This is a genomic window from Bacillus sp. N13C7, from assembly GCF_026790065.1.
GTDB lineage: Bacteria > Bacillota > Bacilli > Bacillales > Bacillaceae > Bacillus.
The window spans coordinates 37,868-61,242 of sequence record NZ_JALAMO010000003.1 but is presented as its reverse complement, the minus strand read 5'-3'; the positions used below and the strand labels follow the sequence as shown (position 1 = coordinate 61,242).

General features: G+C 45.1%; 23 protein-coding genes and 1 pseudogene. 12 read left to right on the top strand and 12 right to left on the bottom strand.

The window, feature by feature from the left end:
* Positions 1–14: 14 nt before the first annotated feature.
* From iolC to iolA, 3 genes are all read right to left on the bottom strand, one after another.
* Positions 15–992: a 5-dehydro-2-deoxygluconokinase gene (gene iolC, locus MOB98_RS03160; protein ID WP_268360366.1), complete on the bottom strand. Its 978-nt coding sequence runs from the start codon at positions 990–992 to the stop codon at positions 15–17.
* A gap of 24 nt (positions 993–1,016) precedes the next feature.
* Positions 1,017–1,832, bottom strand: a complete 816-nt coding sequence (gene iolB, locus MOB98_RS03155) for a 5-deoxy-glucuronate isomerase (RefSeq protein WP_268360365.1) — start codon at positions 1,830–1,832, stop codon at positions 1,017–1,019.
* A gap of 74 nt (positions 1,833–1,906) precedes the next feature.
* A complete protein-coding gene (gene iolA, locus MOB98_RS03150) occupies positions 1,907–3,370 on the bottom strand; it encodes a methylmalonate-semialdehyde dehydrogenase (protein WP_268360364.1) in 1,464 nt (487 codons plus the stop codon).
* Between the two features lie 418 nt (positions 3,371–3,788).
* Between iolA and iolR the strand changes: the two genes are divergently transcribed.
* The 5 genes from iolR (at position 3,789) to MOB98_RS03125 (ending at position 8,341) form a co-directional block, all read left to right on the top strand.
* Positions 3,789–4,544 carry a myo-inositol utilization transcriptional regulator IolR gene (gene iolR, locus MOB98_RS03145; protein WP_268360363.1) on the top strand — a complete coding sequence of 252 codons (756 nt, stop codon included), beginning with the start codon at positions 3,789–3,791 and terminating at the stop codon, positions 4,542–4,544.
* Positions 4,545–4,597: 53 nt separating this feature from the next.
* The gene (locus tag MOB98_RS03140) at positions 4,598–5,530 is read left to right on the top strand and encodes an aldo/keto reductase (protein ID WP_268360362.1); all 933 of its coding nucleotides are present in this window, start codon (positions 4,598–4,600) and stop codon (positions 5,528–5,530) included.
* A gap of 258 nt (positions 5,531–5,788) precedes the next feature.
* Positions 5,789–6,439: a hypothetical protein gene (locus MOB98_RS03135; RefSeq protein ID WP_268360361.1), complete on the top strand. Its 651-nt coding sequence runs from the start codon at positions 5,789–5,791 to the stop codon at positions 6,437–6,439.
* A 3-nt stretch (positions 6,440–6,442) separates the two neighbouring features.
* Positions 6,443–6,751: a DUF2653 family protein gene (locus MOB98_RS03130; protein ID WP_268360360.1), complete on the top strand. Its 309-nt coding sequence runs from the start codon at positions 6,443–6,445 to the stop codon at positions 6,749–6,751.
* 204 nt (positions 6,752–6,955) lie between these two features.
* Positions 6,956–8,341 (top strand): sugar porter family MFS transporter, encoded by a 1,386-nt coding sequence (locus MOB98_RS03125; RefSeq protein ID WP_268360359.1) that lies wholly within the window; start codon positions 6,956–6,958, stop codon positions 8,339–8,341.
* A 38-nt stretch (positions 8,342–8,379) separates the two neighbouring features.
* Here MOB98_RS03125 and htpG read toward each other — a convergent pair whose 3' ends face one another.
* Positions 8,380–10,260 (bottom strand): molecular chaperone HtpG, encoded by a 1,881-nt coding sequence (gene htpG, locus MOB98_RS03120; protein WP_268360358.1) that lies wholly within the window; start codon positions 10,258–10,260, stop codon positions 8,380–8,382.
* A gap of 169 nt (positions 10,261–10,429) precedes the next feature.
* Positions 10,430–10,681 carry a hypothetical protein gene (locus MOB98_RS03115; protein ID WP_268360357.1) on the bottom strand — a complete coding sequence of 84 codons (252 nt, stop codon included), beginning with the start codon at positions 10,679–10,681 and terminating at the stop codon, positions 10,430–10,432.
* Positions 10,682–10,798: 117 nt separating this feature from the next.
* On the opposite strand from MOB98_RS03115, the gene MOB98_RS03110 reads away from it, so the two are divergent.
* Positions 10,799–11,620, top strand: a complete 822-nt coding sequence (locus MOB98_RS03110; RefSeq protein WP_268360356.1) for an SDR family oxidoreductase — start codon at positions 10,799–10,801, stop codon at positions 11,618–11,620.
* A 29-nt stretch (positions 11,621–11,649) separates the two neighbouring features.
* Here MOB98_RS03110 and MOB98_RS03105 read toward each other — a convergent pair whose 3' ends face one another.
* On the bottom strand, positions 11,650–12,795 hold the full coding sequence (locus MOB98_RS03105; protein WP_268360355.1) for a TetR/AcrR family transcriptional regulator: 1,146 nt from the start codon (positions 12,793–12,795) through the stop codon (positions 11,650–11,652).
* 141 nt (positions 12,796–12,936) lie between these two features.
* Between MOB98_RS03105 and MOB98_RS03100 the strand changes: the two genes are divergently transcribed.
* Together MOB98_RS03100 and MOB98_RS03095 are read left to right on the top strand one after the other, a co-directional pair.
* Complete coding sequence (locus MOB98_RS03100) at positions 12,937–14,274, top strand: aldehyde dehydrogenase family protein (protein WP_268360354.1); 1,338 nt, start codon at positions 12,937–12,939, stop codon at positions 14,272–14,274.
* Between the two features lie 205 nt (positions 14,275–14,479).
* Entirely contained in the window at positions 14,480–14,947 is a 468-nt protein-coding gene (locus MOB98_RS03095; RefSeq protein WP_029726141.1) for an RDD family protein, read from the top strand.
* A gap of 121 nt (positions 14,948–15,068) precedes the next feature.
* Here the strand turns inward: MOB98_RS03095 and MOB98_RS03090 are convergent.
* A pseudogene (locus tag MOB98_RS03090) lies at positions 15,069–15,519 on the bottom strand (DUF5391 family protein).
* A gap of 254 nt (positions 15,520–15,773) precedes the next feature.
* Between MOB98_RS03090 and MOB98_RS03085 the strand changes: the two are divergent.
* Entirely contained in the window at positions 15,774–16,229 is a 456-nt protein-coding gene (locus MOB98_RS03085) for an RDD family protein (RefSeq protein WP_268360352.1), read from the top strand.
* A 27-nt stretch (positions 16,230–16,256) separates the two neighbouring features.
* Here MOB98_RS03085 and MOB98_RS03080 read toward each other — a convergent pair whose 3' ends face one another.
* From MOB98_RS03080 to yxaF, 3 genes are all read right to left on the bottom strand, one after another.
* Positions 16,257–17,465 carry a DUF418 domain-containing protein gene (locus tag MOB98_RS03080; RefSeq protein WP_268360351.1) on the bottom strand — a complete coding sequence of 403 codons (1,209 nt, stop codon included), beginning with the start codon at positions 17,463–17,465 and terminating at the stop codon, positions 16,257–16,259.
* Between the two features lie 107 nt (positions 17,466–17,572).
* Complete coding sequence (locus MOB98_RS03075) at positions 17,573–18,586, bottom strand: quercetin 2,3-dioxygenase (RefSeq protein ID WP_268360350.1); 1,014 nt, start codon at positions 18,584–18,586, stop codon at positions 17,573–17,575.
* 92 nt (positions 18,587–18,678) lie between these two features.
* Entirely contained in the window at positions 18,679–19,254 is a 576-nt protein-coding gene (gene yxaF, locus MOB98_RS03070) for a transcriptional regulator YxaF (RefSeq protein WP_268367221.1), read from the bottom strand.
* A 129-nt stretch (positions 19,255–19,383) separates the two neighbouring features.
* Here yxaF and MOB98_RS03065 point away from each other — a divergent pair, with 129 nt between their 5' ends.
* On the top strand, positions 19,384–20,454 hold the full coding sequence (locus MOB98_RS03065; protein ID WP_268361958.1) for an SDR family oxidoreductase: 1,071 nt from the start codon (positions 19,384–19,386) through the stop codon (positions 20,452–20,454).
* Positions 20,455–20,510: 56 nt separating this feature from the next.
* Here MOB98_RS03065 and MOB98_RS03060 read toward each other — a convergent pair whose 3' ends face one another.
* Positions 20,511–20,942 carry a MarR family winged helix-turn-helix transcriptional regulator gene (locus MOB98_RS03060; protein ID WP_268361956.1) on the bottom strand — a complete coding sequence of 144 codons (432 nt, stop codon included), beginning with the start codon at positions 20,940–20,942 and terminating at the stop codon, positions 20,511–20,513.
* A 227-nt stretch (positions 20,943–21,169) separates the two neighbouring features.
* Between MOB98_RS03060 and MOB98_RS03055 the strand changes: the two genes are divergently transcribed.
* Positions 21,170–21,574: a CidA/LrgA family holin-like protein gene (locus MOB98_RS03055; RefSeq protein WP_268361953.1), complete on the top strand. Its 405-nt coding sequence runs from the start codon at positions 21,170–21,172 to the stop codon at positions 21,572–21,574.
* Positions 21,544–22,236, top strand: a complete 693-nt coding sequence (locus MOB98_RS03050; protein WP_268361950.1) for an LrgB family protein — start codon at positions 21,544–21,546, stop codon at positions 22,234–22,236. Before MOB98_RS03055 ends, MOB98_RS03050 begins: the two co-directional genes overlap by 31 nt.
* A gap of 41 nt (positions 22,237–22,277) precedes the next feature.
* On the opposite strand, the gene MOB98_RS03045 is transcribed toward MOB98_RS03050, so the two are convergent.
* Complete coding sequence (locus MOB98_RS03045) at positions 22,278–23,309, bottom strand: polysaccharide pyruvyl transferase family protein (RefSeq protein ID WP_268361947.1); 1,032 nt, start codon at positions 23,307–23,309, stop codon at positions 22,278–22,280.
* Positions 23,310–23,375: the final 66 nt, after the last annotated feature.

Below are 23,375 nucleotides of genomic sequence, written 5' to 3'. Positions count from 1 at the left end.
TCGATCTTTTTCAATTATGACTGTGCTTCAATAAGCTGTACGATTTCATCCGCAGTCGGCATCGCTTCTGACGAACTGTGCTTGCTCACCACAATGGAGGCTGAAGCGCTGCCGTATTTCAATGCCGTTTCGATGTCTTTTCCGCTGACAAGGCCATAGATAAAGGCAGACGCATAGGAGTCGCCGGCTCCAAAGGTTTTCAGCACTTTTGTCTTGTACGCTTGGGCGCGGAATACCTCGCCGGATTTGCTGTATGCGTAAGAGCCTTCAACTCCGTGCTTGATGACAACAAGATCGGCTGAATGGCCAAATAAATGATTGACGGATTCTTCATTGCTTCCGCCTGGGCGGTTTTCCATCACATCAAATTCATCGCGTGTGCCGATGACGATATCCGACTGCTCGGCAACCAAAGAGTAGTAAACGGCTGTTTCATCCGCTGACTGCCACGTATACGGGCGGTAATCCAGTTCGAACACCACTTTGACCTGATGCTTTTTCGCGTATTGAACAGCTTTTAACACCGCTTCCCGTGACGGGCTTTTGGCGAGCGCTGTCCCGGAGACAAGCAGCATTTTTGCATTGGCGATATAGTCCTCGCTTACCTCTGAAGGCTCAAGATAAAGATCCGCCACATTATCTCGATACATTAAGATGCTGCATTCTTCGGGACTGAGGATTTCGGTAAATGCGAGGCCTGCTTTGTGGCCATCTTGATCAACAACCATCTGTGTAGTATCAACACCTGTATTTCTCATATAGGACTCTATGAATCTTCCATGCTGGTCATCTGGAATTTTGCCGATGAAGCCTGCTTTTAAGCCAAGCTTCGCGCTGCCGATCGCGATATTCGCAGGTGAACCGCCGACGTATTTGGAAAATGTCATCGTTTCTTCCATTGGGCGGTTGTATTCAACTGCGTTCAGGTCAATACATGCCCGGCCGATGGCAACAATATCAAATTCCTTCTCTTCATTGAATGTATACTTCATCGTAAACAGCCACTCCTCACTTGTTTAGCGTTCTAAAATCCACTCATGCGCCGGGTCATTATGAAACTTCCATTTCCGCGTCGGCCCTGCCATGACATTTAAATAGTAGGATGTGTATCCGTCCGGCACGCCTACCGGGTGGTATCCCGCAGGAACGATGACAACGTTTTCATTTTCTACAGTCATCGTCTCGTCAATGGAGCGGTCATCTGTGTATACGCGCTGAAACACAAAGCCCTGTCCCGGGTCTAACTCATGGTAGTACGTTTCTTCCAAGAAAGATTCCTCCGGCAAGTTGTCTTGATCATGTTTATGAGGCGGGTAGCTGGACCAGTTGCCGCTGTCTGTATAGACTTCAACTACTAATAGGCTGTTAGCTGAAGGGTCTGAATCCGGAAGAATGTTATGAACAGTACGTTTGTTTGAAAACTTCCCGCGATGCTCAATTCCGTTGTCCTCCGCTTTGATCAGCTTTGTCGGCAGCTGTTTTTCCGATGGAGAATAGCAAAGCGCAACCCTAGCGTCGCTGACCGCTGTAATCTCAAAGGAACGGTCATTTGACATATAGACACTGTCCGTTGGTTTTCGTTCAAATACGCTTTCACGCGTGCCGATATTCTCAAAAGTCGACTCATGATCGGTCACTGTAATCTTCCCCGTTACCGCCACGATACAGATTTCTTGTTTTTTCAATTCTTCTGCATAGCTGGAACCGGAAGCGAGATCTAACACTTTAAACTCTACATAAGTGAGATCAGAGTTGGATGTCGTTACTTCGTGCACCAGTTTGACCCCATTAGACACTTCATTCGACTGCGGCTTACGCAACAAATCACTCATAGTGAAGCCCTCCTCTTTCTATTGGTAGAATGAGTCCGAACAGCGCACATAGACGCCGTTCGGCTGTTCGTCGTTTAGTTGAAATCAGGTGCCGGATATCTTGCTGTAACCACTTTTTTACGCGTATAGAAGTCGACGCTGTCTTTTCCGTTCGCATGCAGCGTTCCGAAGAATGAAGACTTCCAGCCTGAGAATGGGAAGAACGCCATTGGAGCCGGCACACCCAGGTTGATGCCGAGCATTCCCGCATCAATGTTTTCACGGAAGTAGCGGATTGCGTTTGAGTTGGATGTGAACAAGCAGGCACCGTTCGCAAACTCAGACTTATTGGCAATCTCAATCGCTTCTTTCAGGTTTTTCACACGGATGACAGATAAGACCGGAGCAAAAATTTCATCTTTCCAGATCGTCATCTCTGTCGTGACATTGTCAAAGATCGTCGGGCCGACAAAGTAGCCGTCGTCAGACACATTTTCACGTCCGTCACATACGAGTCTTGCGCCTTCTTCCAGGCCTTTTTCGATATAGCTGAGCGTGCGCTTCTTGTTGTCTTCGCGAATCACCGGTCCTAAGAACACGCCGTCATCAAGGCCGTTACCGATTTTAATGTCAGCCACTTTTTCCTGCAGCTTTGCCATAAACTCATCAGCGATTCCTTCTTCAACCGTTACAACCGCACAAGCCATGCAGCGTTCACCGGCAGAACCGAAGGCTGCTCCGATGATGTTTGTGACCGTGTCTTCGAGATGCGCATCGTTCAGGACAATCGTATGGTTTTTCGCGCCAGTCAGAGATTGAACACGTTTTAAATTTTCGCTTCCTTTTTTGTAGACATATTCGCCGACCGGCTTGGATCCTACAAATGAAATCGCTTTAATTTCAGGATGCTCCAGAATGCCGTTCACAACGTCATGCGCACCGTATACGACGTTGAATACCCCTTTCGGAAGGCCCGCTTTTTCAAAAAGCTCAACCAATTTCTCTGTTAACAGCGGTGTCCGCTCAGATGGCTTTAAAATAAATGTGTTGCCGAGCGCGATCGCCATCGGGAACATCCAGCAAGGAACCATCATCGGGAAGTTGAATGGCGCGATTCCGCCTACAACTCCGATTGGGTAACGGTAGTTCGCCGCTTCAACGTCCGTTGCGATGGAAGCAAGTGAGTCACCCATCATCAGAGAAGGTGCTCCAGCCGCGAACTCCACGTTTTCAATTCCGCGTCCCACTTCTCCAAGCGCTTCTTTTGTGTTTTTTCCGTTTTCAATGGTAATCAGATGAGCAAGTTCTTCTCTATGCTGAGACAGCAGCTGCTGGAAGTTAAACAGAATTCTGGCGCGGCGCGGAACCGCCACTTTTGACCATGTTTTAAATGCCTCAGCCGCTGTTTGCGCTGCGTAATCGATATCCTCTTTTGTTGAAATCGGCACTTGGCACAGTACTTCTTTCGTCGCTGGATTCACAACGTCTTCATATTGATCTGTTTTGCTTTCAACCCATTCACCGTTGATGTAGTTTTTTAATTTTCTGATTTCTGCCATTCTTATTGCCTCCTTCATTAGTAAACACATACACTTGTATGGATGGTTCAGGATAGATTCATATCAATATCCACTTTTCAGCAAGCCAATAATTAAACGCTTTCAAAAAAACCAAAAAAATAAATGGCGGATGCATATGTTAGATACAAGCAACCATTTCATGCACATCAGGTTACTTTTTGGTCATTTCTTGGTTATATTCTAATCGCACAATACCCATAAGTCAATCATAATCACTAAATTTTTTCATTATTTTTATTATATTAATCTTCTAACGAATGAAGAGAGTAACGAGAAGTCCGTCGAATCTTGCAAAAGATGTATACCAATGTTATCATTTTTTAATCAACTATTGATCAACTTTTGGTTTTTATTATATATTTATGTTACGTAAAGATTCAAGAAGGAGTTTTTTAATATGAAACTGATGCGGATTCAGGAAATGGAGGAGTACATTTTATCGCATGGCACTGTTTCCTTAGATGAGCTTTGCCAGGTGTTCAATGTCTCTAAAAACACAGTCAGACGTGATATCAACAAGCTAACAGAAAAGGGTGCGATAGAAAAAGTATACGGCGGCGTAACATCTGTTGAAAAAACCGCATTAGTTCCTTTTGAAAATCGCACCATTCAGCACCAAGACGAAAAAACAAAAATTGCCCATTATGCTTCCCGTTTTATTGAAGATCACGATTTAATCTTCATTGATTCAGGAACGACAACAAAGTCTATTCTTGATACGCTTGATCCGGCCAAAAATGTCACCATCTTAACCAACAGTTTAGACATTATCAATGCGGCATCTGCTTTGAAGAATATCAACTTAATCATGATCGGAAACAACTATAAGAGAAAAACCCGCTCGTTTGTCGGCATGGATGATCCGGCTATGCTTGATAAGTACAATATCAACAAAGCCTTTATGTCCGCTACCGGAACCACACTGACACACGGATTGACCAATTCGGACCTGCTTGAGTACGAAATTAAAAAGAGGATTTCGGAAAAAGCAAAAGAAGTGTATCTATTGGCTGACCATTCAAAATTCGGAAAATCAACGCTTTTAACGTATGCGCCGTTTGACAGGCTGCATTGCATTGTGACCTCTCAGCCATTAGATGACGAGTACACGCAGTACTGCAATGAGCACCAAATCGGCATTCATCTGGCTTAACGTTTACAATAGTGTTGAGAGTCTTTCATCCATTTTATGCTAGGAGGCAGATCATGAAAAAAGCGAAGCTCGGAAAATCAGACTTGCAGGTATTCCCTATCGGATTAGGAACAAATGCTGTCGGAGGACATAACCTCTACCCGAACCTGAATGAAGAAACCGGAAAAGAATTGGTTCGCGAGGCGATCCGTCATGGCGTGACGATGTTAGATACCGCTTACATTTACGGGGTCGGCCGTTCCGAAGAACTAATTGGCGAGGTGCTGCGCGAATTCAACCGTGACGATGTTGTCATCGCCACAAAAGCCGCGCACAGAAAACAAGGCAATGACTTTGTCTTTGATAATTCACCAGAATTTCTTAAAAAATCTGTTGATGAAAGCCTGAAGCGTTTGAATACGGATTATATCGATTTGTTCTACATCCACTTCCCGGATGAACAGACGCCAAAGGATGAAGCCGTTAACGCGCTGAATGAGATGAAGAAGGCCGGAAAAATCCGCTCCATCGGTGTATCCAACTTCTCTTTAGAGCAATTGAAAGAAGCAAACAGAGATGGTCTGGTAGATGTATTGCAAGGCGAATACAACCTGTTAAACCGTGAAGCGGAAAAGACATTCTTCCCGTATACGAAGGAGCATAACATTTCATTTATTCCATACTTCCCGCTCGTATCAGGATTATTGGCAGGAAAGTATACAGAAGATACAACGTTCCCTGAAGGCGACCTGCGAAACGAACAGGAACACTTCAAGGGCGAGCGTTTCAAAGAGAATATCAGAAAGGTCAACAAACTGGCGCCGCTTGCTGAAAAGCATAACGTGGACATCCCTCACATCGTATTGGCTTGGTATTTGGCAAGACCGGAAATTGATATTTTAATCCCTGGCGCAAAACGTGCCGATCAGCTGATTGATAACATCAAAACAGCCGACGTGACGCTTTCTCAAGAGGATATTTCGTTTATTGATAAGCTGTTCGCATAAGAAGAAAACAGCCTTCCCCATTGGGAAGGCTGTTTTTATTTGCCTATCAATTAGGTTGATTTTGATGCAAAAACTTACAAAAAGCGCCAAGAATCCGATAAAATAAAGGTAGTTTATCTCAGAAAGAAAGTGATCAAAAAACTAACATGATATGTAAGATTGATAAAACGCTAGAATCAACCCAACAATAGAAGAAGCATACGAATCACGATTAAAACAGATTAACGGGCCGTTTCGGCGGCCTATGGAGGAAACAGAATGAAACTTAACTATGTAAAAGCCCTAGTTGCAGTAATCGTTGCTTTAGGTGTACTGCTGCCATCAACGATTTCTGATGCAAAAAGTTTTAGCGGCCGCTCGTCATCCAGCTACAGCAGCCGAAGTTCCAGCTCGTCATACAGCGGAAGCTATAAATCCAGCCCGAAATCAAGCTACAGCTCAGGATCAAGCTCTTCTAGCAAAAAATCCAAGACATCTGACGATTCATCATCTTCGATTTCGCTGAAAAAGAAATCTTCCGCTAAGACAAGCTCATCAAGCTCTAAAAAATCGTCAGGCACGTTTTCCGGTGCCACATCCAAAGTAAGCGGAAAGACATACAGCGGAAAAACGTCTAAAGCTTATGTCGGCGGACGTTATGTTTCAGTGAATCACTACTACAATGCAGGATTTTCGCCATCAGGATGGTTTGGCTATTATAGCGGATTCACTATGGGCATGTTCATGATCAGCATGATGCACCCTTGGGGTTACACCTATCATCCAGTCGGGGGCCCAGGCTATGTTTCTTATGGCGCTTCGCCCATTGCCTGGATCGTTGATATCATCGCTTTGATCATTATTTTACTCATTGTCATCGCACTGATTCGCGCATTTAAAACACCGAAGACGTACAGAAGGAGCTTTTAGATCATGAAATTAGTATTAAATGAGCAGGAAATTGTAGACGGGATTTGTGTGTATGTTTCTAATGAAGAAGATATATACCCTGAGGACGTTGAAGTAAAAGAGCTGTCTTACAACAAGCGTACAGGATTCTTCGCTGAAGCCAAATGTGGCCCGCACCACAAGCAGCTTGTGTCCGATGACATTTCAGAAGGCATTATTCAGTTCTTAGAGGAATACCACAACTTTAATCCAGACGTTACCGTCGTTGAATTGCAATTTGATAAGAAAAAAGGCTTCTCCGCCTTGGTTTTTGTCAACGAGGGTGAAGAATAGAATGTCCTCATCAAAACCTTACTGCGGGTGAGTAAGGTTTTTTTGATGTTTTCTCGGGGTTATTTCATATCCCCTTTGTTTTGGCTTTCATGTTTTCTTTTTTTAAAACAAATGTTTCAAATGAGATAGGAAATGGGTACTAATCTATTAACTTTATTAAACATCTTAGAAACTCATTGGCTCAACAACTGAGGGGGAACATTTGTGAAGACAAACATAAGGAAATATATGATCTACTTTTTCGGCGCCTTAGGGGGGCTGCTTTATGGCTACGATACGGGGGTTATCTCCGGAGCCCTGCTGTTTATCAACAACGATATTCCTTTAACAACATTGACAGAAGGATTGGTTGTCAGCATGCTGCTCCTGGGCGCGATTTTCGGATCAGCGTTAAGCGGCACGTGCTCTGATCGCTGGGGCAGGAGAAAAGTTGTATTTGTTCTTTCTATCATATTTATTGTCGGCGCGCTTGCTTGCGCGTTTTCTCAAACGATCGGCATGCTGATTGCATCTCGGGTGATTCTCGGGTTGGCCGTCGGAGGTTCAACGGCCCTCGTGCCCGTGTACCTGTCAGAAATGGCACCGACGAAAATCCGCGGTACACTTGGCACAATGAACAACTTAATGATTGTTACCGGGATTTTGCTCGCTTATATCGTAAACTATCTGTTCACACCGTTTGAAGCGTGGCGCTGGATGGTCGGCCTTGCCGCGGTGCCTGCCGTGCTTTTATTAATCGGCATCGCGTTTATGCCCGAATCGCCAAGATGGCTCGTGAAGCGCGGCCGCGAAGAAGAAGCGAAACGAATTATGAACATCACTCATGATCCCAAAGATATTGAAATGGAATTGGCCGAGATGAAGGAAGGGGAAGCAGAGAAAAAAGAAACGACACTCGGCGTGTTAAAGGCCAAATGGATTCGCCCCATGCTTCTGATTGGGATCGGCCTTGCCATATTCCAGCAGGCTGTCGGCATTAACACGGTGATCTACTACGCGCCGACCATTTTTACAAAGGCAGGCCTTGGTACGTCAGCTTCTGCGCTCGGCACAATGGGGATCGGCGTCCTCAACGTCATCATGTGTATCACCGCCATGATCTTAATTGACCGTGTCGGCCGCAAAAAGCTTCTCATCTGGGGAAGTGTCGGCATCACACTGAGTCTGGCCGCATTATCAGGAGTGCTTCTGACACTGGGACTCTCAGCATCAACGGCGTGGATGACTGTTGTTTTTCTCGGCGTCTATATCGTATTTTACCAGGCGACATGGGGTCCGGTTGTTTGGGTGCTTATGCCTGAGCTCTTCCCGTCCAAAGCGCGAGGAGCCGCGACAGGATTCACCACTTTGGTGCTATCGGCAGCCAACCTGATTGTGTCGCTCGTCTTCCCGCTGATGCTGAGCGCAATGGGCATCGCATGGGTCTTTATGATTTTCTCAGTCATTTGTCTTCTCTCCTTTTTCTTCGCCCTCTACATGGTTCCGGAAACCAAAGGGAAAAGCTTGGAGGAAATTGAAGCAAGCCTGAAAAAACGGTTTAAAAGGAAGAAAAGCAGCCAAAGCCAAGTGCTGAATGAGCGTACATTATAAAAAAAGGAATCGTCTCACGGGACGATTCCTTTCTCTGTTTACACCATAACCTTGCAAATATTGTTCGTAAATTCCACAGGGTCCTGAATCGGCAGGCCTTCGATGAGTAGCGCCTGATTGTACAGAAGGTTTGTGTACAGGCTCAGCTTCTCTTTATCTTGTTCAAATGCGTCTTTCAGTGTTTGGAACACCTCGTGATTCGGGTTGATTTCCAGCACTTTATCCGCCTTCACATTTTGGCTGTCCGGCATAGCGTTTAGGATTTTTTCCATCTCGATTGTCACTTCGCCGTCAGCGGCAAGGCAGACCGGATGTGATTTGAGCCGTTTTGAGATTCTGACGTTTTTCACTTTGTCTGACAGAATGTTTTTCATTTCCTCAAACAGATCCTTGTACTTGCTTTCCTCTTCCTCAGACTGCTTTTGGTCCTCATCCGTGTCTATGCCAAGGTCTCCGCTTGAAACGGATTTGAACTCTTTTTCCTGATAAGACGCCAGCATTTTAATCGCAAACTCATCAATGTCCTCAGTAAAGTAGAGAATTTCGTAGCCTTTGTCCGCGACCATTTCTGTTTGCGGCAGTTTCTCAATGCGATCGTATGAATCACCGGTCGCGTAATAAATGTATTTCTGTTCCTCAGGCATTCTGGACACGTACTCGTCTAAGCTGACCAGTTTTTTCTCTTTCGAAGAGTAGAATAATAAGAGATCCTTCAATTGATCCTTATTCGCGCCAAAGTCATTGTACACGCCGAATTTCAGCTGTCTGCCGAACGACTTGTAGAACGTCTCGTATTTCTCGCGGTCTTTTTTCAGCAGGCTTTGCAGCTCACTTTTGATTTTCTTGCTGATGTTTTTCGCGATCAGCTTCAGCTGGCGGTCATGCTGCAGCATTTCTCTGGAAATGTTCAATGACAGATCCTCAGAATCGACCATACCCTTCACAAAGCTGAAGTGGTCCGGAAGCAGATCCGCGCATTTGTTCATGATCAATACGCCATTGGAATACAGCTCCAAGCCTTTCTCGTATTCCTTGGAATAATAGTCAAACGGCATGTTTTCAGGGATGAATAGAATCGCGTTGTAACGCACGGCTCCATCTACACTGATATGAACATGTGTCAGCGGTTTATCAAATCCATAATGCTTTTCAGCATAGAACTTTTCGTAGTCCTCATCTGTCAGCTCGCTTTTGTTTTTTCTCCAGATCGGCACCATGCTGTTGACCGTCTGTTCCTCCTGCACCTCTTCAAATTCATTCTCGCTGCCTTCCTTCGGCTTATTAATGGTTGTATCCATTTTGATCGGGTAGCGAATGAAGTCGGAGTACTTCTTGATGATCGCTTTTAAACGATATTCTTCTAAAAACTCGTCATAGCTGTCATCTTCTGTGTTCTCTTTGATTTTCAGGATAATGTCTGTACCGACAGAATCCTTTTCACACGGCTCAATCGTGTAGCCGTCGGCACCCGCAGACTCCCATTTATACGCCTCTTCGCTGCCGAGCGCCTTACTGATGACCGTCACGACATCGGCAACCATAAATGCCGCGTAAAAACCGACACCGAATTGGCCGATGATATCGTGTCCGTCTTTCAGCTCGTTCTCTTTTTTAAACGCGAGGGAACCGCTTTTTGCAATTGTTCCAAGATGCTGCTCAAGCTCGTCCTTTGTCATTCCGATCCCCGTATCAGAGATGGTTAATGTTCTCGCATCTTTGTCAGCTGCGACCTTTATATAGTAGCTGTCTTTATCAAAGGTAAGCGCATCGTCCGTCAGCGCTTTGTAATAGATTTTGTCAATCGCATCACTCGAATTGGAGATTAACTCGCGCAGGAAAATTTCTTTTTGGGTATAAATGGAGTTAATCATCATATCCAGCAGTCGTTTGGACTCTGCTTTAAACTCTTTTTTCGCCACTCTAGATCGCTCCTTTAACGTTATGTAAACCCTTTTCAGCATCTATTTATCACATACAGTGACAATTGTCAATTAGATTGATGGATGCATATATATGTAAATTTACCATTAGCTGGGTGAATTTTCACTCTTTTTTCTCTGTCGCTCCTGATAAAAAAGAGAGGCTTCATCATCCTCTCTTTTTTTCTGTATCATTCCAGCGGCCAAACTCCCGCTTCATCCATATATGCACCGGGTAGAAAAACAAACCGAACGGGATTAGAAATAATAGATTATGCCATGAAGCATTTAGAAACGCGCTTGCTGTAATTGGAAACGTAATCTCCTGCAAGATAAAAGAGATGACAGTCAGCACAACAAATGCGGACGGAATTGTGACGAAGCAATAAAACGTGAGCTCCTTCTTATGCTGTACCTTCAATACACACAAACCACCCAACAATTTCCAGTCCATCTTAACATATGTTGGCATTTCTTTTCTCACATGTTTATCACTGCACATAGCGGGAAGACAAATAGAAAAAGGAGGACTCGTGTCATGGGAAGACTTGAAAATAAAACCGCAGTCATTACAGGCGCCGCGACAGGCATTGGACAAGCGACGGCAAAGGTTTTTGCCAATGAAGGCGCACGTGTGATGATCGGAGACATCAATGAAGGCCAAATGAAAGAAACCGTTGAAGCAATCAGAAAAAACGGAGGAGAGGCGGACGCCTTTCCTCTCGATGTATCTGATGAAAACAGTGTGAAAGCATTTGCTGATCACATTAAAGACGCCTGCGGCACGATTGATATTCTATTTAACAACGCCGGCGTCGATCAGGAAGGCGGAAAGCTGCATGAATATCCCGTTGAGCTGTTTGACCGCATTATCGCCGTCGACCTGCGCGGCACGTTCCTGTGCAGTAAATATCTGATTCCGCTTATGCTCGAAAACGGAGGCTCCATCATCAATACGTCCTCCATGTCAGGCCGGGCCGCGGATCTCGACCGTTCCGGCTACAATGCTGCAAAAGGCGGGATCACGAACCTGACAAGAGCGATGGCGATTGATTACGCTCGAAACGGCATCCGCGTCAATTCTATCTCGCCGGGCACGATCGAAACACCGCTGATTGATAAACTGGCAGGCACAAAAGAACAGGAAATGGGCGAACAATTCCGCGAAGCCAACAAATGGATCACGCCGCTCGGACGTCTTGGCCAGCCCAAAGAAATGGCAACAGTGGCACTGTTCCTCGCATCAGACGACAGCTCATACGTCACAGGAGAAGACATCACCGCAGACGGCGGCATCATGGCGTACACATGGCCTGGGAAGATGCTGATTGATGAGAAATGGAAGGAAGAAACGAAATAAGAGAGGGGATTTCCCTCTCTTTTTGTCTTTCAAAGCAATACAACCTTATATTTCTTCACATCCAAAAACTGCAAAAACTCCCTCGCCAGCACTTCTGGCTCATGTGTCTTTCCTTCATCCAGCCAATACAAAATCAGACCGATAATCATTGCGGATACATAGTAGGCATAAAGCTTTTTCTCCGCTGGAATATCAGTCTGCTGTTCCAGATAAAACGACTCCAGCGCTTTGATCATCCCGGGTATCACATGAGGAACACCCCACTCCCGATTGAGAAAATGGACAATGGGCATGCGTACCGATAAAGCAGAAAGCAGACTGGTGAGCGCTGTCTCTGCTTCCTCTAAGGAAAGCTCATTCGGATTGGATGCAATCGTCAGGTGTTCAATGATCTCTGCACACGACTGCTGAATCATGGTTTGCAGCAGTTCCTCTTTACTGGCATAGTGATCATAAAAGGTTGCGCGGCGGATATTGCTTTTCCGGGTAATGTCAGAAATCGTGATGGCCGTGTAGTCTTTTTTCTCCTCCAAGACGTCCAGCAAAGCCTTCTGCAGCGCCTCTCTCGTCCGAACCACCCGCCTGTCGATTTGCTTCTCCTTCTCTCGCTCTCCTGGCACAGCTTTTCCAAACAGCCAATAAAACCGCTTTTGAGAAACAAGCTCCCAGACCTTCTGGCTGATGGCTTCGGGAGACGCGGCCGCATCCTCATTCAGCCAATACAGGATAATCGCGTACGTGTACAAGGCCCGATAATGTCCATAAATGTCCCGTTCGATCGGCGTTAAATTCACATGGATCGGAGCCAGCAGCACATCCTGCTGAAACACATCCTTAAAAAAACGATGAAAATGTCCTCTGTTCATCATCACAGAAAAAAAGGAACGATGCTCATGAACAAAGGACAGCGTCGGATGCACCGTTTGCCGTTTTTTGTTCAAATGGAGGGTATCCATATGACTGAAGGCATCAAAAAGCGCTTTGCCCAAGCCTTCCTTCATATCTTCGATCACATCCTCAATGATTGAAAACTTATCCTCATAATAAAGGTAAAGCGTCCCGCGGCTCACTTTGGCCTTCTCAGCGATTTCTTTCATTGTGATGTGTTGAATATCTCTTTCTTCCAATAAAGCCAGCAGCGCCTGTTTCACTTGAGCTTCGGCAGATTCCGGCACAAAAGATACCTCCAATCATTAGACAGATGGTCAATATATGTACGGTAACGTATAGATGGTTCACCGTTGTCTTTCTTACAGAAAAGGTACCACTTTATAATAGGTCCGAGATAAGAAGAAATCAAATGAGGGGGATTTACAATGGAACAGCAAGTAAAGGACGACATTCAGCGCGTTTTTCAGCTTCAGAAAAAACAGCAAAAAGCATTGCGCGCTTCAACAGCGGAACAGCGCAGAGAGAAGCTTCAGCGCTTTTTAGATTCCGTGATCGCCCATGAAGAAGAAATCATCGAAGCGATCCGCAAAGACGTCCGCAAACCATATCACGAAGTCAAAAAAGCGGAAATCGAAGGAACAAAAAAAGCGATTAGAGATAATATGAACAATCTGGAACAATGGATGGCGCCTAAAGAAGTCGGTTCATCGTTAAGCCCAGACGCAAACGGGATCCTCATGTACGAGCCTAAAGGGATGACGCTCATCCTCGGTCCGTGGAACTATCCGTTTATGCTGACGATGGCGCCGCTTGCCGCTTCTCTCGCAGCCGGAAACAGCGCGATTGTGAAGCTGTCCGATTTTACAATGAACACGAGCAACATTGCCGCAAAAGTGATTCGAGATGCTTTTGATGAAAAAGAGGTTGCGATTTTTGAAGGAGAGGTTGAGGTGGCAACCGAGCTTCTTGATCAGCCGTTCGACCACATTTTCTTCACCGGAAGCACAAATGTCGGAAAAATCGTCATGACAGCCGCTGCCAAACACCTAGCATCTGTTACACTTGAGCTTGGCGGCAAGAGCCCGACGATCATTGACAGTGAATACGATCTCATGGACGCAGCGAAAAAGATCGCCGTCGGCAAATTTGTAAACGCCGGCCAAACCTGCATTGCACCCGATTATCTGTTCATTAAAAAAGACGTGCAGGACAGGTTCGCAGGGATTTTACAAACAGTCGTCAATGCTGGATTTATGGAGGATGATCACAATCCAGACCGCAGCAAATTTACGCAGATCGTCAATGACCGCAACTTTAACCGCGTCAAAGACCTGTTCGACGACGCCATCGAAAAAGGGGCGGAAGTTGTATTCGGAGGCGTTTTTGATGCCAGTGACCGCACGATCTCGCCAACCGTTTTGAAAAATGTCACACCTGACATGAAAATCATGCAGGAGGAAATTTTCGCACCGATCTTGCCGATGATGAACTATGAGGATATCGACGAGGTCATCGATTACGTAAATGGTCGCGATAAACCGCTCGCGCTTTACGTATTCAGCGACAACCAAGATCTGATCGATAACATCCTTCAGCATACGACATCAGGCAACGCAGCCATCAATGATGTTGTTGTCCATTTCAGTGACGTCAACCTGCCATTCGGCGGCGTCAACACAAGCGGAATCGGCTCCTATCATGGGGTTTACGGATTTAAAGAGTTTTCTCATGAGAAGGGTGTATTTATTCAGGCCGCTAAATAATTGTAGTGAAGAGAATCTGCATCACCTTGCAGGTTCTTTTTTTATCATTCTATTCACCTATAGATAAAAAGGTAAAATAAAGAAATAAATAGTGATAAAATACCATTTTCGTTACGAGACCAAATTCCTCTAGTCTATCTCATTGAAACCGCACAGCCTCTAACGTATAATATCCCAGAAAACTTCAAAGGAGAGAATATTATACATGGAAAAGCCAGCTGGATTTTGGATTCGGGCAGTTGCCTCTATTATTGATGATTTAATTATTTATTTTTTTGCTTTTATTATGATCCAAATTAACACCTTAATTGTCCTGCCTCTCATTGATGCAGGAAGCTCCTATATGACAGAAGGTCAATACAAATTTTATATCCTGATATTCGGGACGATCCCTGTTATCGCCATCATATATATCTTCGGCATTCTTTATTATAGCTTGCTGACTTCTTCAAAAATGCAAGCAACACTAGGCAAAAAACTCATGGGTATCATCGTTGTCAATCAATATGGCGAGCGAATTTCATTTTGGCACAGCTTTGGCCGTTTTTTCGCTTACATACCATCAGGAATTTTGTATATCGGTTACATTATGGCAGCTTTCCCCTCTAAACTGGCATTACACGATTATATTTGCGGGACAAAGGTTGTCTATAAAAATAAATATCTTGATTGATCAAAAAACAGGCTGCCGAGTTAACCTCGTCAGCCTGTTTTACTATTTCCCAAAAGCCATCAGCGCTTTCATACGAAATGACTTGACCATCATAACATATTAACCCATTTTTTATTCTACTTCACAAAACATCACAAACTAGAAAACTTGCAAGAGTATGCGCAGACGTTTTTTTCAGCACCCGAACGAAACGCAGCCACAAACCAAATGACATTGACAGCAGCTGCAGCGAGACTAACCCCGACCACAAAAATCACCTCAGAAAGCAGGTTGTCACTAAAGAAACTAAACATCAAGCTAAAACCGGCCGAAGACAAATGGATCAGAAGCCCCAAGCCGCAAAGCACCGCCATGACATATCTCATCGCATCTACTCCGAGCATATAAATGAGAAAAGGAATGAAATACAAGACAAGGATCATCCCGACAGATGACCACATGCCAACTGAATTAAACTGATTGGCCGCCGCTCCCGTTCCGGCCAGCGGCGAAAGTGAAGCCGCCACGATCACAGCGCAAAAAAGAAACGCAGAAATGGCTGTCATGATCGCCACGCTGTTTTTTCTAGACATCAAACTCCTCCTTAGATAGAAATATTAACCTTTTCATTATAAGAGCGCTGTGTAGAAAATTCATTATTTATTAATAAATTCCAGAATACACAAGTAAATGCTGTGTTTCTTTCTAGTATATTTATATAGTAAAAAACAAAGGATAAAAGACTCATTTTTCTGTAATATCAGGATTTTATCACCATACCATATTGCATGTGCTTTTTTTTCAAAGTATACTATTCCAGATTAATTCAAAGGAGAGAGAAAAATACATGGAAAAACCGGCAGGATTTTGGATTCGTTTTTTAGCTTATTTTATCGATGGCATTATTGTATCTATTCCTAGTTATATTATTCTATTTTTGATCAATTCTGTTTTTGTAGCTGGGGCTGTGGCAGCAAACCCTTACATGACCCAAGAGGAGTATATGGTGACTTATATGACGATTGCATTTTTGCCTACTATGCTGATCATGATCGTCATCAGTGTGTTATATTACGGACTGCTCACAGCTTCTAAAATGCAAGGCACACTCGGCAAAAAAATTCTGGGCTTAAAAGTGGTCAATGAACAAGGCGGACGGGTTTCTGTCGGACAGGCAATTGGCCGTTACTTTGCCTATATCTTATCTGGCATCATCTTTTATATCGGGTTTATCATGATCGCCTTTGGAGAGAAAAAAGGCCTGCATGACATCATTTGCAAAACACGTGTCGTGTATAAATAATAGAAAAAGTCTAGAGCCAATAGGCATCTAGACTTTTGTTTTCTTTACAATAGGCTGCCATACCATATACGTAGCGCTTCTCCACAGCCACTCAAACGGCCCCATCCGAAAGACACGAAGCCAAAGGTGGCTGAAGACCATTTGAATGGCACAAACGGCAATCGTAATAAGCACGCCGGCGGCAGGGTACACTTTCCCATACAGTCCCAAGCCGTAATGATAGAAAATCCACGTACACACGATAGACTGCATTAGATAATTGGTAAATGCCATCCGCCCAACAGCGGAGAAGGATTCCAGCACTGTTCTCACTCTTGTTTTATGATAAAGATAGACAACCGTTGTGACATAGAAAAACATCAGGAAAGGCGCGCCAATCAGCAAGAATATTTGCTTATCTGTTACAGTGTACAGCACCTGGGCGGAGATGCCGATGATAAGCCCGGCCATACACACTCGTTTCAATCCTTTGCGATGCTTTTCCGGTTCATGCAAGTACCGAGATTTCGCCGCAGCAGCTCCCAGCAAAAACATGCTGAAATAAGGAATGGATGCAAAGAAGAAGTTGAGCGGGTTATACGTAAGCATGCCATTCGAGGACATGTAAACAAGACGATCATGGATCCGCTGTTCCGCAATATCCTTCAAGCTGCCGCTTCCGTACACATGGAGCGCTTGCTTTGCTTGTTGTGTTACCGCTTGTGCCCATTCCTGCCCGTTTGATTGATCAAAGCTTGTCAACATGAACGGAATGGAAAACAGAAGATACAAAGAGACCGCCCATATCAGCAGTGTTTTCGGCTTTGCTTTTCGAAACAAGAGCAGGGCGAATCCGAGCAGGGCATATTCCGTTAAAATATCCCCGTCCCAAATCAAAAAAGCATGAACCGTTCCAAACAAGAGAAGCGCCGCTAACCTTCTCGCATACAGCGGGACAAACCGCTTCCTTTTGCTTACGGCTCTCTCCATCATGACAACCATGCCGAATCCAAATAAAAAGGAAAATAATAATATACATTTTGTTTGGATGAAGAATGTCAGAATGTTTGCTGCTGCAAAGTCTGCTTTAGACCACTTTTCTGTAAAAAAGTTCTCTTTTCCAAGCATAGACAAATACATATCCGGATAACTGAAATGTGCCAGATTGACAAATAAGATGCCGAAAATCGCCATTCCCCTGAGCACATCAAGCACACCGATCCGCTCATTTGCCAAAGTTGGCTGTAATGAAGCCATAGCCATCACGCTCCTTTCTTCTGTACCTTCAGGGTATGAAAAAAAGGAGCGAAGAAACATCGATTTAGGTGTCAGGCAGGCATGGAAACCTTACAATCTTGTCATCTTTATGGCTTCATCACTTTTAAATCTAATGCATCAATATTCTGGAGGACGCGGTCAAAGCGCAGAGCCTGAGGCTCACTTGGGAAGATGTGGCCTTCATACGGATCACCTAACGTCCGGAAAAACGGTTCAAATAAGCCTGGAACCAAGACGCCTACCATCTTTGTATAATGAGAATCCAGACGATAAGAGTGAACGGTATTGGCAGGGACATGCAGGAAATCTCCCGGGTTCAGCTGGATTTCCTGCCCATCTGCCCACATCGTCATTTGCCCTTCCAGGCAATAAAATGTTTCTGTATGGTGTTCATGATAGTGATCAACGATCCGATCGCCTTTAGGGCCGTCCGATACTACGACGATAAACTGGCCGTCTGTATTTTTTTGTGCTGCCACAATGCGGTGAAGCTGATCTCCCGTCAATAGGCGGTCTCCTTCTCCAGATTCAAGCACGTATGGAACGGCTCCATCCGGAAGCTCTGCAAGCTCCGCTAATGCTGCCGCACCGGCAGGCTTTTCTTCATCCAAAAATGCGACGTCTGCCACAGCGGCAGCTTCTGCAAATCGCTCGTTTGACAACTCTTCACACGCGTACGGCGGATGTTCTGCGTAATCATACGGATTCCCAATAACGGAGTACATATGCGCCACATTTCCCTTCATCGTATAAGACACCAATCGTGTTCTGTGGCTCTGCATTCGGTAGCTGTGCGGTGTTCCGGCCGGAATGTTCGCATAATCCCCTGATACTAATAAATAGCGTTCTCCATCAAGCGTCAGCTCAAGCTTGCCGTCCAGCACGAGAATCCCTTCATGTGTGTTCTTGTGGACGTGAAGCGGAAAGGCATCTCCTTTTCCCCCGGTAAGCAGCACGATCTCAAACAGATCGCCCGTACTCTTGCCGTTCGCCATCACCGTGGCAACCTGTCTGCCGAACAAATAGTGCTCACCTTCTCCGCTGCGAAGCAAATAAGGCATTTTTTCTTTAGGCAATGAATGTGTACATAATGTTTTCATATCGTTTCCTCCAATTTAGACCAGTCTATATAGTGTGTTTCGAAACTGACTAGACCGTTCTATATAATTGTAGGAGAAAGGATAACAAAATGCTACCCTTTTTTTCTCACCAGCACTGGAATTTGTTCGGCAATAAGAAGAAGGGGCGTTTTGTCTTTATTCGTTAACGAAAGCATGATCCCGCCCTCAATCATCGAATTGATCAGCATACCAAGCTGATTTGCTTCTTCTTCCGCAAATCCGTTTTCCATTAATTTTCTGGCAAACACCGCTTCCCAGCTTTTAAATACCTTCATGCAAACGGTTCGCAGCGGCTCACTGATTAATGCTGTCTCACTCGCCAGCAAACCGACTGGAATGCCTTTTATGCTTTCTGTATTGTCAAACTGGCTGGCTGTTTTTTTAATAAAGCCCTGAATCGCTTCAACAGGATTAGAGGATTCATCCATGCTTTTCTGTATCACATGTTCAACGATCTTACCTGTATATGTAACCGCTTCAATTGCTAGTTCTTCTTTGCCCTTCGGAAAAAAGTGATATAGCGATCCTTTTGGAGCACCGCTTTCTTTTACAATCTGGTTCAAACCTGTCGCGTGATATCCTTGCAGCTGGAACAGACGTGACGCCGTGTGAAGGATTTTTTCACGTGAATCTCCTCTGCTAGTCATTAAAACATTCCCTCCTAGGTATGGTAGAGCGACTTATATAATATAAAAAAGAACCCTGTGAATGTCAAAAGGGGTAAGACCCTCCCGGATGGGGTAAATGTACAAAAACAGCGTCTAGGAGGGATCTCAATGACAAACGATGATTCAGTCACGAACACAGAACAGCTTGAACAGCAAAACTCCTGCATGAAAACGAAGCTTACACTGAAGAAGCTCGAGGATCAAGTGATCGTCATTACCGGCGCTTCAAGCGGGATCGGGCTGGTCACTGCACGAATGGCAGCCGAAAAAGGCGCAAAGGTGGTAGCAGCAGCACGAAATGAAGACGCGCTGAAGGAGCTCGTTGATGAACTAAAGGAAAAAGGGCACGACGCCATATGGGTGAAAGCGGATGTTGGAAAAGAAGAGGATGTCAACCGTATCGCCGAAACCGCGATCAGCACATTCGGCCGCTTTGACACATGGGTCAACAATGCCGCCGTCTCGATTTTCGGACACGCCATGGACGTCACTGTCGAAGACATGAAGCGCATGTTTGACACAAATTTCTGGGGACCGGTCTACGGAACGAGAGCAGCCGTCAAACACTACACCAATAGAGGCGTGCCGGGCGCTCTCATTAATGTAGGAAGCCTGTTCGGCGACAGAGGGACAGTCATTCAATCCACATATGCATCAGCCAAATTCGCGCTTCACGGATGGACGGAAAGCATCCGAATGGAGCTTGAAAAAGAACAGGCGCCTGTCTCGGTTACGCTCATCCACCCGGGCAGAATTGACACGCCTTACAACGAGCATGCGCGCAGCTACCTCGACAAACAGCCGGCTCATTACCGCTCGATGATCTACCCGCCGGAAGCGGCCGCCGAAGCCATCCTGTTTGCGGCCGAACACCCGAAGCGCGACATGTACATCGGCTCACAGGCCAAAGCCATCGCCATGCTGGGCGCGCTTTTCCCTCGTCTGACCGACAGACTGATGGAAAAAATCATGTACCACAGCCAGCATGCTGATAGACCGTCCAAGCCGCGAGAAGAAAGGGCGCTTTATGAAGCGGGCTATGGCATGCATGACAGGGGCACCAATAAAGGATGGCTGCGGTCAAGAAGCTACTACACGAAAGCCACGAAGCGCCCGATTGTATCAGCGGCTGTTATTGCCGGGCTAGTGGCTTGGGCTGCCGCCAAACGATGCAGATAATCTCTGACCATGAGAAAAACCCATGCTGTTCCAGCGAACCATGGGTTTTTCAGCTGTTAATCGATAAAAGCCTTGTTCATACGCTGCAGCAGCTCGCCGAACATCTCTTTTTCCTGTGTTGACCACTCTTTCAGCATCTGTTCATATCGTTCAAGCCGCTTTTGCTGATCGGCTTTTAATGTTTGTTTTCCAAGCTTTGTAATGGTAAACAGGCTGACTCTGCCATCGGAGGGGTCTGAGAAACGATAGATAAGCTCTTTGGCCTCTAATGCAGCCGCTTGTCTTGAAAGAGTAGAGATATCGAGCTTGAACGATTCTGCCAATTCCTTTACCCGAGCAGGCCCAAACTCATCCAATTGCCTCAGCAATAAGTACGAAGCTCTCTCCAAACTCCCTGTTCTTTTCTCTGATTGATCCAGATAAACAGCTCTTCTGATAAAAGTCGTCAGCTCATATTCTATTAATTCAACTGGATTTTGTTTTTGCAATCGCTCTCGCTCCCCATTCCAATCTCCGGCATTGACAACACCAAATATACTTGTATAATACAAATGTATATTAACTGAATGAATACAAGTCGTTATATGACTAAATCAATTATTATACTTGTATAGTACAATCATATAAAAAGAAAGTAAAGCGATTCCTCAGAACCATCCCAGAAAGCAAGTCACCGAAAGGAGGAAGCTGTTCTAATTGGAGAGCAGCATTTGATGTGAAAGTCATACGAATTATTCTGCAAGTGTTGATTTTATATGTATTTTTTATGATCGGGGAAGCCATTCAGCATCTGTTTCAATTACCGGTGTCAGGAAGTATTGTCGGATTGGTACTGCTGCTGATCTGCTTAGGCCTCCGAATTGTTCCCGTCTCCATCATTGAAGACGGAGCGAGTTTTTTATTGTCCTTTCTTCCATTGTTGTTCATCCCGGCAATGACAGGAGTGATGAAATATCCGTCTCTCATTTCATTAAATGGTTTGATGCTGCTGATTACAGTCGTTCTGAGCACCATCGTCACGATCATTGCGGCCGGATTCGCCAGCCAGCTATTAGAGAAAAAAGCAAAAAAACGTGAGGAGAAAGAGAAATGCAGCAAGCATGTATCGCAATCATTATAATTCTTTTAACAGTTGCCGCTTATTTAGTGATGGTCAAACTCTATAAGCGGTTTCCGCTTCCATTTCTAATCCCCGTCCTGACAACGACCATTTTGATTGTAGCGGTTTTGATAATGTTTCATGTTTCCTATGAAGGCTATATGATCGGGGGGAAATGGATCAATTCTTTGCTTGGGCCGGCTGTCGTGGCACTGGCCTATCCGCTTTATAAACAATGGCACATCATTGTCAAACATTGTGTTCCCATTATCGGCGGCGTGCTGGTCGGATTATGCATGGGAATGATCAGCGGGCTGATCTTCGCAGAAGCATTCGGGATTGATCATGATCTCTTATTATCCATTCTGCCAAAGTCAATCACAACCCCTGTCGCTATTCAGATTGCCGCGGGACTTGGCGGTGTCCCTTCCATGACTGTCGTATTTGTCATGATTGCGGGCTTTTCAGGCGTCATCCTCGGGCCACTGGTCCTAAAATGGCTTCGCATACGCAGTTCATTGGGCCAAGGCATCGCATTAGGCAGCGCCTCCCATGCACTGGGCACCTCAAAAGCCTTTGAATACGGGGAGCTGGCCGTCTCCATGAGTTCCGTTTCCATGACACTTTGTGCGGTGCTTGGCTCATTCTTTGGCCCGCTCGTCGTCTGGCTGTTTCATATTTAACAAAGAAAGACTGCCCCGGGGGAGGGCAGTCTTTCTCTCTTTTACGATGCGAAAAAATCAACCAACGGCTGAAAATCCTTAGACAAATCAACGTCATTCGGCTCTGCTTGAAGCAGGCGGTCGATCATGCGCTCCAGCTCCTCAACATCATTCTTATCTGTATATTCAATGAAGTTTAAGCTTTCGAGCCAATCCCGGTACGAATGTTTCGCCTTGCCGTAGCTGTTTCCAAAGACGAGACAAGGTGTTTTGGTGATAATCGAGAAGATCATCGCGTGAAGGCGGTCGGTAATCACCAACTTACTGGAGCCGATGCGGTCAAGCATCTCCATAAAATGCTTCTCACGATCGGCGTAATCAATGGTGTCGACCGTATCCAGCACCGTATCCGTACGCTCCGCATAGGTTGTTTTTTCTGCCCATTTCATCATCTGTGAAATAAAATCTTCGTCGGTCACTTTCTCCTTATCCGCTCTTAAAATAAAGAGAACGCCGTCCCGCTCGATTTCTTTTGGCACAATATCCAAGGAGAGCACCATATCCGGTGTAAAGATCACATTGGAATCGAAGGTCTCTTTTACAATATCCAACGTCTGCGTCTCACGCGCCGCAATCGTTAAGTTGGGATTTTGATGGTACGCATCCTGTGTTTTTTTCTTTTCTTTATTTCCTTCCTCTGTATCTTCAAAATACACAGATTGCGGAAGTGAAATCGATTTGTAGTCCTTAAACGCCGAGAAGACCTTTCGTCTGTCTTCCTCAATATCGAGATAAAGGTTTCCTAAGTTCCCTCCGCCCGTAAAGCAGACAATATCGTCTTCACAGATAATCTCCTTCACTAATTCAATGCCCTCATCCGTCGCATAATCCATAATCTCAATGTATTCATAATATGGAAAACGATTTTTGATAAATTTCTCTTCCGCATATGCAATCGCTTGGTCGCCAATGTTTGTGTAACTCGGGGATCCAAACAAAAATACTTTTCGTTTATCATTTAACAGGGCTTCTGGTTCAACATTCGGCGCAATGCCTTTTACTAGTTTTTTGCCTTTGATTTCTTGTACAGTCATGTCTGCGTCCTCCTTCTGGGATGAATGCTTCTTTGTGTGGTTAACTGTCTTTACCCCAAAGGGAGG

Coding starts and splice junctions, on each gene's coding strand:
- iolC (WP_268360366.1), bottom strand. CDS start 992: ATGAAGTATACATTCAATGAAGAGAAGGAATTTGATATTGTTGCCATC.
- iolB (WP_268360365.1), bottom strand. CDS start 1,832: ATGAGTGATTTGTTGCGTAAGCCGCAGTCGAATGAAGTGTCTAATGGG.
- iolA (WP_268360364.1), bottom strand. CDS start 3,370: ATGGCAGAAATCAGAAAATTAAAAAACTACATCAACGGTGAATGGGTT.
- iolR (WP_268360363.1), top strand. CDS start 3,789: ATGAAACTGATGCGGATTCAGGAAATGGAGGAGTACATTTTATCGCAT.
- MOB98_RS03140 (WP_268360362.1), top strand. CDS start 4,598: ATGAAAAAAGCGAAGCTCGGAAAATCAGACTTGCAGGTATTCCCTATC.
- MOB98_RS03135 (WP_268360361.1), top strand. CDS start 5,789: ATGAAACTTAACTATGTAAAAGCCCTAGTTGCAGTAATCGTTGCTTTA.
- MOB98_RS03130 (WP_268360360.1), top strand. CDS start 6,443: ATGAAATTAGTATTAAATGAGCAGGAAATTGTAGACGGGATTTGTGTG.
- MOB98_RS03110 (WP_268360356.1), top strand. CDS start 10,799: ATGGGAAGACTTGAAAATAAAACCGCAGTCATTACAGGCGCCGCGACA.
- MOB98_RS03100 (WP_268360354.1), top strand. CDS start 12,937: ATGGAACAGCAAGTAAAGGACGACATTCAGCGCGTTTTTCAGCTTCAG.
- MOB98_RS03095 (WP_029726141.1), top strand. CDS start 14,480: ATGGAAAAGCCAGCTGGATTTTGGATTCGGGCAGTTGCCTCTATTATT.
- MOB98_RS03085 (WP_268360352.1), top strand. CDS start 15,774: ATGGAAAAACCGGCAGGATTTTGGATTCGTTTTTTAGCTTATTTTATC.
- MOB98_RS03080 (WP_268360351.1), bottom strand. CDS start 17,465: ATGGCTTCATTACAGCCAACTTTGGCAAATGAGCGGATCGGTGTGCTT.
- MOB98_RS03075 (WP_268360350.1), bottom strand. CDS start 18,586: ATGAAAACATTATGTACACATTCATTGCCTAAAGAAAAAATGCCTTAT.
- yxaF (WP_268367221.1), bottom strand. CDS start 19,254: ATGACTAGCAGAGGAGATTCACGTGAAAAAATCCTTCACACGGCGTCA.
- MOB98_RS03065 (WP_268361958.1), top strand. CDS start 19,384: ATGACAAACGATGATTCAGTCACGAACACAGAACAGCTTGAACAGCAA.
- MOB98_RS03050 (WP_268361950.1), top strand. CDS start 21,544: ATGCAGCAAGCATGTATCGCAATCATTATAATTCTTTTAACAGTTGCC.
- MOB98_RS03045 (WP_268361947.1), bottom strand. CDS start 23,309: ATGACTGTACAAGAAATCAAAGGCAAAAAACTAGTAAAAGGCATTGCG.